The organism is Marinospirillum minutulum DSM 6287 (genome assembly GCF_000422325.1).
GTDB classification, from domain to species: domain Bacteria; phylum Pseudomonadota; class Gammaproteobacteria; order Pseudomonadales; family Halomonadaceae; genus Marinospirillum; species Marinospirillum minutulum.
The window spans coordinates 96094-108396 of the sequence record NZ_AULO01000008.1 but is presented as its reverse complement, the minus strand read 5'-3'; the positions used below and the strand labels follow the sequence as shown (position 1 = coordinate 108396).

The 12303-nt window shown below is 43.7% G+C and carries 15 protein-coding genes; 14 read left to right on the top strand and 1 reads right to left on the bottom strand.

Annotation, left to right across the window (positions count from 1 at the left end; genetic code table 11):
- The first annotated feature begins 157 nt into the window (after positions 1-157).
- A complete protein-coding gene (locus H571_RS0100570) occupies positions 158-1087 on the top strand; it encodes a LysR substrate-binding domain-containing protein (RefSeq protein WP_027847603.1) in 930 nt (309 codons plus the stop codon).
- Between the two features lie 12 nt (positions 1088-1099).
- Here H571_RS0100570 and H571_RS13695 read toward each other — a convergent pair whose 3' ends face one another.
- Positions 1100-1549 (bottom strand): HIT family protein, encoded by a 450-nt coding sequence (locus H571_RS13695; RefSeq protein ID WP_051168033.1) that lies wholly within the window; start codon positions 1547-1549, stop codon positions 1100-1102.
- 122 nt (positions 1550-1671) lie between these two features.
- Here H571_RS13695 and aspS point away from each other — a divergent pair, with 122 nt between their 5' ends.
- The 13 genes from aspS (at position 1672) to ybgF (ending at position 12302) form a co-directional block, all read left to right on the top strand.
- A complete protein-coding gene (aspS, locus tag H571_RS0100560; RefSeq protein ID WP_027847602.1) occupies positions 1672-3444 on the top strand; it encodes an aspartate--tRNA ligase in 1773 nt (590 codons plus the stop codon).
- Positions 3445-3498: 54 nt separating this feature from the next.
- Positions 3499-4248: a YebC/PmpR family DNA-binding transcriptional regulator gene (locus tag H571_RS0100555; protein WP_027847601.1), complete on the top strand. Its 750-nt coding sequence runs from the start codon at positions 3499-3501 to the stop codon at positions 4246-4248.
- Position 4249: 1 nt separating this feature from the next.
- Positions 4250-4804 carry a crossover junction endodeoxyribonuclease RuvC gene (ruvC, locus tag H571_RS0100550; RefSeq protein WP_027847600.1) on the top strand — a complete coding sequence of 185 codons (555 nt, stop codon included), beginning with the start codon at positions 4250-4252 and terminating at the stop codon, positions 4802-4804.
- Entirely contained in the window at positions 4804-5472 is a 669-nt protein-coding gene (locus tag H571_RS0100545) for a trimeric intracellular cation channel family protein (protein ID WP_027847599.1), read from the top strand. The genes ruvC and H571_RS0100545 overlap by 1 nt, the downstream gene beginning before the upstream one ends.
- The gene (ruvA, locus tag H571_RS0100540) at positions 5469-6077 is read left to right on the top strand and encodes a Holliday junction branch migration protein RuvA (RefSeq protein ID WP_245562298.1); all 609 of its coding nucleotides are present in this window, start codon (positions 5469-5471) and stop codon (positions 6075-6077) included. Before H571_RS0100545 ends, ruvA begins: the two co-directional genes overlap by 4 nt.
- A gap of 14 nt (positions 6078-6091) precedes the next feature.
- A complete protein-coding gene (gene ruvB, locus H571_RS0100535; RefSeq protein ID WP_027847597.1) occupies positions 6092-7093 on the top strand; it encodes a Holliday junction branch migration DNA helicase RuvB in 1002 nt (333 codons plus the stop codon).
- Complete coding sequence (ybgC, locus tag H571_RS0100530; protein ID WP_027847596.1) at positions 7090-7488, top strand: tol-pal system-associated acyl-CoA thioesterase; 399 nt, start codon at positions 7090-7092, stop codon at positions 7486-7488. Before ruvB ends, ybgC begins: the two co-directional genes overlap by 4 nt.
- A gap of 41 nt (positions 7489-7529) precedes the next feature.
- Complete coding sequence (tolQ, locus tag H571_RS0100525) at positions 7530-8204, top strand: protein TolQ (RefSeq protein WP_245562297.1); 675 nt, start codon at positions 7530-7532, stop codon at positions 8202-8204.
- A 9-nt stretch (positions 8205-8213) separates the two neighbouring features.
- Positions 8214-8657: a protein TolR gene (tolR, locus tag H571_RS0100520; RefSeq protein WP_027847594.1), complete on the top strand. Its 444-nt coding sequence runs from the start codon at positions 8214-8216 to the stop codon at positions 8655-8657.
- A 10-nt stretch (positions 8658-8667) separates the two neighbouring features.
- The gene (locus H571_RS0100515) at positions 8668-9564 is read left to right on the top strand and encodes an energy transducer TonB (protein WP_027847593.1); all 897 of its coding nucleotides are present in this window, start codon (positions 8668-8670) and stop codon (positions 9562-9564) included.
- A complete protein-coding gene (gene tolB, locus H571_RS0100510) occupies positions 9561-10877 on the top strand; it encodes a Tol-Pal system beta propeller repeat protein TolB (RefSeq protein WP_245562296.1) in 1317 nt (438 codons plus the stop codon). Before H571_RS0100515 ends, tolB begins: the two co-directional genes overlap by 4 nt.
- A gap of 87 nt (positions 10878-10964) precedes the next feature.
- Positions 10965-11513 carry a peptidoglycan-associated lipoprotein Pal gene (gene pal, locus H571_RS0100505; protein WP_425411335.1) on the top strand — a complete coding sequence of 183 codons (549 nt, stop codon included), beginning with the start codon at positions 10965-10967 and terminating at the stop codon, positions 11511-11513.
- Between the two features lie 21 nt (positions 11514-11534).
- Positions 11535-12302 (top strand): tol-pal system protein YbgF, encoded by a 768-nt coding sequence (ybgF, locus tag H571_RS0100500; RefSeq protein WP_027847590.1) that lies wholly within the window; start codon positions 11535-11537, stop codon positions 12300-12302.
- Position 12303 lies beyond the last annotated feature (1 nt).

The following is a 12303-nucleotide window of genomic DNA, read 5'->3' as shown; positions in this document are numbered from 1 at the left end:
TTAGTTGTTGTTGCGCTAAATGGAATAAGATAAGCACTAAAAAAAGTGATGCTATAACAAAGTGCTTTTTACATGCAAAACTAATTGTAAGGTAATAACTAAAAGACTGCACTAGTTATGCTTAACCACTAAATAAAATACCAGAGGAAAAACACGAGTGAATCTTGAAGTTAAATGGCTAGAGGACTTTTTAGCCCTTGCTGCTACACGTAACTTTTCTCATGCTGCTGCGCGACGATTTGTCACTCAGCCCGCCTTTAGCCGACGCATTCAATCCTTAGAGCGGGCGGTAGGTGTTACTTTGGTTGAGCGAGGCAAGTCGCCTTTAGAGCTAACACCCGATGGACAGTTATTTCTAATTACTGCTCGAAATGTGGTTGAGCAACTAAGTGGTGCATTACAAAACTTGCGTGGTTTAGATTCTGCCGCAATCCAGCTATTAGAATTTGCGGTCGCCCATTCATTAGCCTTTAACTTTTTTCCTCAATGGTTAAAGCGTTTACAAACCGTGATTGGTGAAATTAATAGCCGTATGACAGCGATGAATGTGGGTGAGGCAACTCATGCTTTACGTGAAGGGCGTTGTGATTTAATGCTCGCTTACCATGACCCTTTGGGTAGTTTGCAGCTAGATAATCAGCACTTTCCCTCTTTACGTATGGGCGCGACAGAAATGCTGCCTGTTTGTGCAACCGATGAGCAAGGGCAACCGCTTTACTTTTTAGATAAGTCGGCAGAGCAAGAGGTACCCTTACTTGCTTATACTCAGGGTGCTTTTTTAGAAAGATCATTACAAATTTTGCTTCGCCAAAAACCTGTAGGTTTGCAGTTGCGTACCACCTATGAAACTGCCATGGCTGAAGGGTTAAAAGGTATGGCATTAGAAGGGCAGGGCGTAGCTTGGATACCTAAACTAAGCATTGAGCGTGAACTAGCAGAAAAGAAATTGGTTGTTTGTGGTGGTGAGCGTTGGGTTATTCCTTTAGAAATTCGTCTTTACCGCTGCACCTTGGTTCATAAGCCTTCAGTCGAGCGGCTTTGGCAAAGGCTAGTGAGTGATGCCGCTCAGGTAGAAGTGAAGGTTTAGCAGGGAAATGAATTAATCTTCGAAGGTTTGCCAGTAAATGGGTGGCTGAAAGCTGTTAGCGGAACAAGCCGACTGCAATTCTTCAGTAATAGCTTTTACGGTCGCTAGGTTATAAGGCTTAGCAGTGCCTAATCCCCAAACGGGTTTGGGCCAAGCAGCATCTTGAGTAAAACGAGCAATTAGATGTAAATGCAGTTGTGGCACTTGATTGCCTAAAGTAGCAACATTCAGCTTGTCTGCTTGTTTTAAAGGCTTTATTACCTGGCTTAAAGAATAAACTTCTTGCCACAGTTGCTGGTAATCCGTTGGAGCAAGGTCTGTTAATTCCTTAGCTTTAGCCACCTTAGGTACTAAAAGCAGCCAGTAAAAACGCTGGTCATTAATTAAACGCAGCTGACAAAGTTTAAGGTCTGCTAAATGAAAGCTGTCTTTTGCTAACTGAGGGTGTAATTCAAAAGTCATACTCGGCGCTCTGTAGGTGGTTTATTCATAACTTGGCGTAAGGTCATCAGTCTAGGCTATAATGCGGCCTCGTAAATTTTATTTTTTCATTTTTTAACACATCTATTAACGGGAACTACTTTATGCGCAGCCATTACTGTGGGGACTTAAACACAAGTCACCTAAATCAAGAAGTCGTTTTATGCGGCTGGGTTCATCGTCGCCGTGACCACGGTGGTGTTATTTTTCTTGATTTAAGAGACCGTAATGGTATTGCTCAGGTGGTAGTCAATCCTGATACCCAAGCGGCTTTTGCTAATGCAGATCGTTCACGTAATGAATACGTTTTAAAAATTACCGGTAAGGTTAACCCTCGCCCTGAAGGTACAGTCAACCCTAATATGCCCACCGGTGAAATTGAAGTGGTTGCTAGTGAGGTTGAGGTATTAAATACCTCTGAAACACCCCCTTTTATGTTAGATGAACACGGTAAAGTAGGTGAAGAAGTTCGCCTTAAATACCGTTATGTAGATTTACGCCGTACGGAGATGGCAGAAAAGCTACGTTTCCGTTCAAGGGTAACCCACCAAATTCGTAACTTCCTCGAAGAGCAGGGCTTTTTAGATATAGAAACCCCCATTCTTACCCGTGCCACACCAGAAGGTGCGCGTGATTACCTAGTACCTAGCCGTACCCACGAAGGCCAGTTCTTTGCTTTGCCTCAATCGCCACAGCTATTTAAGCAGCTATTAATGGTGGCGGGTTTTGATCGTTACTACCAAATTGCTAAATGTTTCCGTGATGAAGATTTACGTGCTGATCGTCAGCCAGAATTTACCCAGATAGATATTGAAGCTTCCTTCATTGAAGAGGCAGACATTATGGGTACAGCTGAAGGCATGATTCGCAAAATTTTTAAAGGCTCACTGGATGTTGAGCTAGGCGACTTCCCACACATGCCTTATGCCGAAGCCATGGAGCGTTATGGTTCTGATAAGCCTGACTTACGAATTCCCTTAGAGTTGGTTGATGTCAGTGATTTAATGGCAGGCGTTGATTTTAAAGTTTTCTCAGGTCCTGCGACTGATCCTAAAGGCCGTGTTGCTGCCCTTAAAGTTAAAGGTGGTGCAGAACTATCACGCAAACAAATTGATGACTACACCAAGTTTGTAAGCATTTATGGTGCACGGGGTTTGGCTTGGATAAAAGTCAACAAGCGTGCTGATGGCTTAGAAGGTTTGCAATCGCCTATCGTTAAGTTTATGGAAGGTGTGGTTGAGCAACTATTAGACCGTGTAGGTGCTGAAGATGGCGATATAGTGTTCTTTGGTGCAGACAAAACCAAAATTGTTAACGAAGCCTTGGGTGCATTGCGTTGCAAACTAGGCGAAGACTTGAACCTTTATACAACCGATTGGGCACCGCTTTGGGTTGTTGATTTCCCCATGTTTGAAGAAAACAGCGATGGCAGCTTAAGTGCATTGCACCACCCCTTTACTGCGCCTAAGTGCACTGCAGAAGAGCTAGAAGCTAACCCAGCTGATAAGCTGTCACGTGCTTATGATATGGTTTTAAACGGTACAGAATTAGGTGGTGGTTCAATTCGTATTCATAACCAAACCATGCAGCAAGCTGTTTTCCGTGTGCTAGGTATTAGTGCCGAAGAGCAGCAAGAAAAGTTTGGTTTCCTCTTAGATGCACTAAAATTTGGTGCACCACCGCATGGTGGTCTAGCTTTTGGTTTGGATCGTTTAATGATGCTAATGACGGGTGCTAAATCCATTCGTGAAGTCATTGCCTTCCCTAAAACCCAGTCAGCTGCTTGTGTAATGACCGATGCACCTGGTGATGTAAGCCAAGAGCAGTTAAGAGAACTAAACCTACGTTTGCGTTTAAAAGCACAAATAGAAGCGTAACCAAGTTTAAGATTAGGTATCTAAAGACACCAGTGAGTAATGTAAGGAGTTAAAATGGCAGGTCACAGTAAATGGGCCAACATTAAGCACCGCAAAGCAGCACAGGATGCCAAGCGCGGTAAAATTTTTACTAAGCTTATCCGTGAGCTTACTGTGGCAGCCAAGGAAGGTGGCCCAGATGTTGCTGATAACCCTAGATTGCGTACGGCTGTCGATAAAGCCTTATCAAATAACATGACACGCGACACTATTGATCGTGCAATTGCGCGGGGTGCAGGGACTAATGAAGCCGACAATATGGAAGAGATTGTTTATGAAGGCTATGGTCCAGGTGGTGTTGCTGTGTTGGTTGAATGCTTAACCGATAACCGTAACCGTACGGTGGGTGAAGTGCGTCATGCTTTTACTAAAAACGATGGCAATTTAGGCACGTCAGGTTCGGTTGCTTATTTATTCCAAAAGCGGGGCTACTTGGTTTTTTCAGCAGAAACCAATGAAGATCAACTAATGGAAGCAGCCTTAGAAGCGGGTGCCGAAGATGTTGTTACTCAAGATGATGGTAGTTTTGAAGTCTTTACTGAACAACAAAACTTCCTAGAAGTAAAAGAAGCCTTAGCAGCGGCTGGGTTAGAAGCAGAACAAGCATCAGTCGCCATGCTACCGGATGTGAACGCTGATGTAACTGATTTAGAGCTAGCAGAAAAAATCATTAAAATGGTCGATATGCTAGAAGATTTAGACGATGTGCAAGAAGTCTATTCTAACGTCGATTTTTCTGCAGAAGTTATGGAGAAACTGGGCTGATATGGCCCTTATCCTTGGCATTGATCCAGGTTCACGCATTACTGGCTACGGGCTAATACAGGCAACAGGCAGTAATTTTAGCTACCTAGCCAGTGGTTGCATTAGGGTCAAGGCCGAGGAGCTTCCTCAAAAGTTGGCACAAATTTATGCCAGCCTCTCTGAAATTATTGCCCGTTACCAACCTGAACAAGTCGCTATAGAGCGTGTGTTTATGGCTAAAAATGCTGACTCAGCCCTTAAGCTTGGGCAAGCCAGAGGTACAGCTTTAGTTTGTGTAGCGAATCATGGCCTAGCACTGAGTGAATACTCAGCAAAAGAAGTAAAGCTGGCAGTAACAGGTACAGGCGGGGCAGATAAAACCCAAGTTCAGCATATGGTTAAATCCCTTCTAAAGCTTTCTGCTACACCCCAAGAAGACGCTGCCGATGCCTTGGCTATAGCTATGTGCCATGCTTATACTTCTAGTGGCTTGTTGGCATTATCAGGTCAGTTAGCTGCTAAACGTGGCAGTAGCTGGCGTAATTTTGACCCTAAAACTTTGGCACGACGCAGCTGATGATAGATTTTGACCTCCCTCTATTTATTTTTTCTTTAGACCTTTTTGGTACGGTGGTGTTTGCTTTGGCTGGCGTGCTTGCCGCTGCTGAACGCCGTCTCGATTTATTTGGCGTTATTATTGTCGGCACGGTTACTGCCATAGGTGGCGGAACCTTGCGTGATTTAATTTTAGGTCGTTTGCCAGTATTTTGGGTACAGCACAATATGTACATTTGGCTAACGGTTATTACCTCGGTTATCGTCTTTGCCCTAGCTAGAAAAATTCGTTTTCCTCATTATGCTGTGCAGGTAGCCGATGCTATAGGTTTGGCTGTATTTACTGTTATAGGCGCTAAAGTTGCTATTTCATTGGGGCATTCGCCGCTTATATCAGTAGTAACTGGCGTTATGACAGGCGTGTTTGGTGGTATTTTGCGTGATGTGCTAACAGCGGTTAAACCAATGATTTTTGAAAAAGAAATCTATGCTACCGCGGTGATGGCTGGCGCCATTGTTTATGTAAACCTTAACTGGTTTTTACCCGACAGCTGGGAAACTTTTAATACCCTAATGGCTATGTCTGTGGTTTTAAGTATGCGCCTAGCGGCTATTCATTGGCATTTACACCTGCCAGTATTTTTGTCGATTGAAGACACTCGTCATTCAGAGGAAAAAGAAAATTCATGATGATTGGGCGATTAGAAGGCAAGCTGGTTGAAAAACAACCTTCTTGGGTTATTTTAGATATTCAAGGGGTAGGTTATGAAATTAGCCTGCCACTTTCAGTGTTTGCTGGCTTGCCAGCCTTAGAAGAAAAACTCATTCTTTGGATACATCAGGTTATACGTGAAGATGCTAACCTTTTATACGGTTTTGCCCGTTTAGAAGACCGCCAGTTATTTCGTGAGCTAATAAAAGTTAGCGGTATTGGCCCCAAGGTAGGCATGGCAATTATGTCGGCTATGGAAAGCAGCGCCTTGCTGCAAGCAATACAGCAGGAAGACCTACAAGCACTTACCCGCATTCCAGGTATCGGCAAGAAAACGGCTGAACGCCTACTGCTAGATTTAAAAGATCGCCTAAAAGCTTGGCAGCCGCAGCAAATGGCCAAGCTTGAATTACCCTTAGGTGCAGAATTACCTGCTATTGATCCTCGGGCTGAAGCAGAAGCAGCTTTGGTTGCTTTGGGTTACAAACTACCAGAGGCAAGCCGTGCTATAGCTGCAATTGCAGCAGAAGCGATGGATACCCAAGATTTAATTCGTGCGGCACTTAAAAGCATGGCTAAATAAAAAGGACATCACCCGTGATTGAAGATGACCGACTGATAGCTGCCACTGAACAGCCCCAAGATTACAGTCAAGATCATGCCATACGCCCTAAGACTTTGGCAGACTACCGTGGTCAGCCCCAAGTCTGCGAGCAGATGGAAATATTTATTGAGGCAGCCAGAGCTCGTAAAGAAGCGCTTGATCACACGCTTATTTTTGGTCCACCCGGTTTAGGTAAAACTACCCTAGCCAATATCATTGCCAGTGAAATGGGCGTTTCAATTAAAAGCACCTCTGGTCCAGTAATGGAAAAGCCGGGTGATTTAGCGGCAATGTTAACTAACCTTAGCGAAGGCGATGTTTTATTTATTGATGAAATTCACCGCCTTAGCCCAGTGATTGAAGAAATTCTTTACCCAGCGATGGAAGATTACCAATTAGACATTATGATTGGTGAAGGCCCAGCGGCACGTTCCATTAAGCTAGATTTACCACCCTTTACCCTAGTGGGCGCAACCACTCGCGCCGGTATGCTAACAGCACCTTTAAGGGATCGTTTTGGCATAGTGCAACGCCTAGAGTTTTATTCTGTGCCCGATTTAACCTACATAGTCACTCGCTCAGCCAATTTGCTCGGCTTAACGGTTGAAGAAGGGGGCGCAGAAGAAATTGCCCGCCGTTCACGTGGCACACCGCGCATTGCCAACCGTTTATTGCGCCGTGTTAGGGATTTTGCCGAAGTGAAGTCCGATGGTTGTATTAGTAAACAAATTGCAGACCTAGCACTTAACCTACTAAACGTGGATACTCATGGCCTAGATTCCATGGATAGACGTATGCTTTTAGCAATGATGGAAAAATTCTCGGGTGGGCCAGTGGGGGTTGATAGCCTTTCTGCAGCAATTTCTGAAGCTAGAGACACCATAGAAGAAGTGTTAGAACCCTATTTAATTCAACAAGGGTTTATGATGCGTACCGCACGAGGCAGGCAGGTAACAGACTTAGCTTGGCAGCACTTTGGGTTAAAACAGCCATGAATAATTTTAGTTTACCCGTGCGGGTTTATTACGAAGATACCGATGCTGGCGGTATAGTTTATTATGTGAACTACCTAAAGTTTATGGAAAGGGCACGCACTGAATGGCTAAGAGCTTTAGGTTTTAACCAAGCTAATTTACCTGTTTTATTTGTGGTTAGAGATGTAAAACTTAGCTATCAGTTACCCGCTGTATTAGATGATGCGCTAGAGGTTAGGGTAGCGGTTGCAAGCTATCGTGGCGCTAGAATTACTTTTCACCAACAAATAACACGTAACACTAATGTTTTGTGTTCGGGCAGCATTGAAGTTGCTTGTGTAGATCGTCAAAGTTTGCGACCCTGTCGCTTGCCAGCAACGCTGTTACAGTGCTTGCCACCACTGGATACTAGGTAAATCGAAACCCTTTTTTATTAATAAAGACGCAAGGAGTTCAAGTGCAAGAGCTAACTTTTGTGGACATGATGTTAGGGTCCAGCCTATTTATACAATTTTTAATGCTTTGCCTACTACTTGGTTCGGTTTTTTCTTGGGTCAGCATTTTTCAACGCTGGCAGCTATTCAAGCAAGCACGATCAGCGCATCAGGAATTTCGAGAGCGTTTCTGGTCAGGCATTGAGCTAAGTGAACTCTTTCGTAATACCGACCCTAATGAAGCAGAAGGCGCTGAACGTATCGTTTTTTCAGGGTTTAAAACCTTTAATCGGATTCGTCAAAAAACAACCGACCCTGCAACCATTTTAGAAGCAGTTGAACGCTCTATGCGTATCTCTATTGCTGAAGAGCAAGACCGCTTACATGCAGGCTTGCCACTCCTGGCAACCATTGGTTCAGTTAGTCCACACATAGGTTTGTTTGGTACTGTGTGGGGAATAATAGAAGCTTTCCGTAGTCTTGCAGTAGTAAAACAGGCCACCTTTGCGGTAGTCGCACCGGGTATGGCTGAAGCCTTAATTACTACAGCCTTAGGCTTGTTTGTTGCCATACCAGCTGTAGTCGCCTACAACCGCTACTTATCTTCTAGTGAATTATTATTAAACCACTATGAAAACTTTGCTGATGAATTCTCTGGTATTTTGCATCGTAGTCTAGTTGCCAGAAAAGCCGACTAGGAGAAAGTCATGCCTAAGCCAAGATTTCGCCGTAGCGCCCCTAAGCTACCTATTTCAGAAGTTAACGTTCTGCCTTACATAGATGTGATGCTGGTATTACTGGTGATCTTTATGATTACTGCACCCATCCTTACGCAAGGGGTTGATGTTGAGCTACCTCAAGTAACCTCTGAACCAATCAATAATGATGTAGACCAAGAGCCACTAGTGGTTTCTCTAGATGCTTCAGGTAAGTATTATTTAGAGATGGGTGCCGACTCTGATGAACCTTTAGCTTTATCAGCCATTATTAATCAAGTAGCTGCTTTAAAGCGCCAAAATCCAGAGCTTCCAGTCTTAGTTAGAGGTGATCGCCGTGTATCCTATGGTGAAGTGGTAATTTTAATGAGTGAGCTACAAGGCGCTGGTGTGACCCAAGTAGGCTTAATTTCTACACCAGCTGAAGACCAATAAGGAAATATAGGTGAAAGCAAGTAGTTTGCCTATTTCAGTTACTCTAGCCTTGCTAATGCATGCGCTAGTACTGGTGTTGTTAGTTTGGCAAGGAGCCAATACCCGCACCCTTAAGCAACCTACGCAACAGCCCATCATACAAGCAACCATGATGGCAAAAGACCCAGCCCTAGCTAGACGTGAAAAAGCCCAGCAAGAAATAAAAAAACGTCAACAACAAGAAGAAGCTAAAAAGCGTGAAGCACAACAAAAAGCGGCAGAACAAAAGCGTCTAGCTGCTGAACGCGAAGCTGCAGAGCAAAAACGCTTAGTAGAAGCACAAAAAAAGGCACAAGCAGAGCGTGAAGCCGCAGCCAAAAAGAAAGCAGCAGAGAAGCAGCAAGCAGAACAGCAAAAACAACTGCAGCTAAAACGCAAAAAAGAAGAAGAACAAAAAAAGAAAACAGCAGCAGAAAAACAACGTGCAGAAGAAGAAGCCATCAAACGGCGTGTAGAAGCAAGGCGTGAGCAGGAAGCAGCAAAGCAACGGGCTGAAGAACAACGCCTGTGGGAAGAGTCAGAGCGCATACGTGCGCAAAGAGTGGCTGAACAAGCAGCAATAGATGCCGAAGCCATTGCCAGTATGGAAAGCGTTATGTTCGATATGATTTCTAGTCAATGGATTAGACCGCCAGGGGTCGACAGTGAGCTAGAAACCACTTTAGAGGTAGCTTTGTTAGGTACAGGTGAATTGGCTAATGGGGGAATAAAAATAATTAAGACAAGTGGTAACAGTGCATTTGACCGTTCTGCCGTTCAAGCAGTAGAAAAGGCCGCCCCCTTTCCCTTATTACGTTTAGAACCACGCCAACGCGATAAATTTAGGCAACTAATCTTTGTATTTACACCAGAGGACTTAGCACCGTGATCAATGCACGTCACTTAATTACGACAAGCTTACTTGCTTTAGTCTTACTGTTAAGCTCTTTAGCACAAGCTGACTTAATCATTAGAATTACTAAGGGCAATGATCAAGCAATACCTGTAGCTTTAGTACCTTTTATGTGGAAGGGAAAGGGTAGCTTAAATGAAGATGTCGCTGGAGTAATTTCAGCAAACCTTGCCAGAACAGGCTTGTTTCGTGCATTGCCCCGTGAAGATTTAATAAGTCTGCCAACTAAAGCAGAAGAAGTAGTTTATCGAGACTGGCGCTTACTTAAGGTTAACTACTTGGTTGTAGGAAGCATTGAAGCCTTAGAGGGTAAGAATATCCGTATAAGATACGAGTTATTTGATATTAACCGACAAGAATCTTTGTTATCAGAAAGCGTAGCAGGCAACCTAGATAACCTACGCAACAGAGCGCACTTTATTAGTGATCGAATTTACGAAAGGCTGACAGGACAAAAAGGTATTTTTTCTACCCGTATTGCTTATATAACCTCAGTTCAAAAAGGCAATACTATGGATTACACCTACCGACTGCATGTTGCCGATGCCGATGGTCAAAAATCACGTACTATTTTGACCTCTAAACAGCCCCTGTTGTCACCAAGCTGGTCGCCTGATGCAAAGAAGTTAGCTTATGTATCTTTTGAAACAGGTCGACAAGCTATTTTTGTACAAGAGTTAGCAACAGGTAAGCGTTATCAACTGACTAATTTTAAAGGCTTAAATGGGTCACCCGCCTGGTCACCCGATGGGAAAAAAATTGCCATGACCTTGTCGCGTGATGGCAATGCAGAAATATATATTTATCATTTAGATGACCGAAGGTTAACAAGAGTCACGCATCATTACGCGATAGATACCGAACCTTCATGGTCGCCTGATGGAAAAAGCCTTATCTTTACCTCGGGACGTAGCGGAGGACCACAGGTTTATCGGATTAATTTATTGAGTGGCGAAGAAAGCAGATTAAGTTTTGAAGGTAACTATAATGCTCGTCCACGTTACTCCCCAGATGGAAGAGAAATATTTATGGTACATAGGGGATCTGGAGGTGGACTATTTAGTATAGCTGCGCTTAATATGGACACGGGTCGTATGCGTATTCTTTCAACCTCTCCGCTAGATGAATCACCTAGTGTGGCTCCTAACGGTGCGATGGTTATTTATGCTTTAATGATCGGTGAAAAAGGTGTGCTGGGTGTTGTGTCAACTGATGGTAGAATTCAGTATGAATTACCAGCAGCAAATGGCAATGTGCGAGAGCCTGCTTGGTCACCCTATTTGAATTAAACAAATTTTAACTATTAAGTTAAAGTGATGGCCTGAAGCAATAACTGTCAAGGGTCAAAGTGCAATAAAAAAAAGTAACTGGAGAAAATTATGGAACTTATGAAACATAGCAAGGTGTTTGCATTAGCAGCAGTTTTAGCGCTTGTTGCTGGTTGTGGTAGTACAGGCAACACAGAAGAAGTAGCAGACGAAGTAACGGAAGAAGTTGTAGCAGAAGAAGTGCTCTCAAGTGATGGTGCCGTTGCAGAAGCTGCTGACAGCGCTGCTGCTGCAGAAGCAGAAGCTAACGCAGCAAGCGATGCTATTTTACCTGCTATTAATACTATTTACTTTGACTTTGACAAGTCGAACATTCGTAGTGAATTTTACGATGTGTTGAATGGCCATGCCGCTTACTTAATGGCAAACCCTTCTGCAAAAGTTAAGCTAGAAGGTCACACAGATGAGCGTGGTACACCTGAGTACAACCTAGCACTAGGTGAGCGTCGTGGTAACTCTGTACAGCGTTACTTATCACTACAGGGCGTAGATGCAAGCCAGCTAGAAGTAGTTAGCTACGGTGAAGAGCGACCAGCAGTTAGAGGTCAATCTAGCCAAGCTTATAGCAAAAACCGCCGTGTAGAGTTTAACTACTAGTATTAAGCGGAGTCCTCTGACGTGAAAGCAAATCAATTTATTGCCAAAGTCAGAGAGAATGCGGGGGCTAATTTAGCCCCCCGTTTTCTTTTTACTTTAGCCTTATTAACTTCCCTTAGTCTTGCACTTTTCTCAACCCCCTCTCATGCTGAATCACGAGCTGCCGCAGTTGCTAATGCAGAACTCTTAATGCAAATAGAACAAATGCAACAAGAGATCAAAGCTTTGCGCAACATGGTTGAACAACAAGAAAACACCCTTTCAAAAATGCAAACTGAGCAGCGTAACCGCTATTTAGATTTAGATCAGCGAGCGCAAGAGTATGCCAAACGAATTCTTGTTCTAGAAGAAACACCCCTTAGCAAACCACCGAGCCAACCTACCGCCCCTATAAAAGCTACTCCACCAGAAGTATCAGGTGTTAATGATCAGCAAGCTTACAATAAAGCTTATGCGCATGTGCCAGAACAGCGTTTTGAAGAAGCGATTGCAAGTTTTCAAGCTTTTATTCGTGAATACCCCAGTTCTCGTCTTGTAGGTAACGCCTACTATTGGTTAGGCGAAATTTATATGGCACAAAACCGCACAGCCGATGCAGAAAAAATGTTTAATGCGGTGGTTAGCAATCATCCTAATAGTTTTAAAATTGCAGACTCTAAGTACAAGCTAGGTTTAATTTATGCTCGCTATGGTAATAACAACAAAGCAAAAGAAACCATGGAAAGTGTTATAGCTGAACATCCGCGTGAGCCAGCCGCAGACCTAGCTCGTAACTACCTTAAAAAATAAT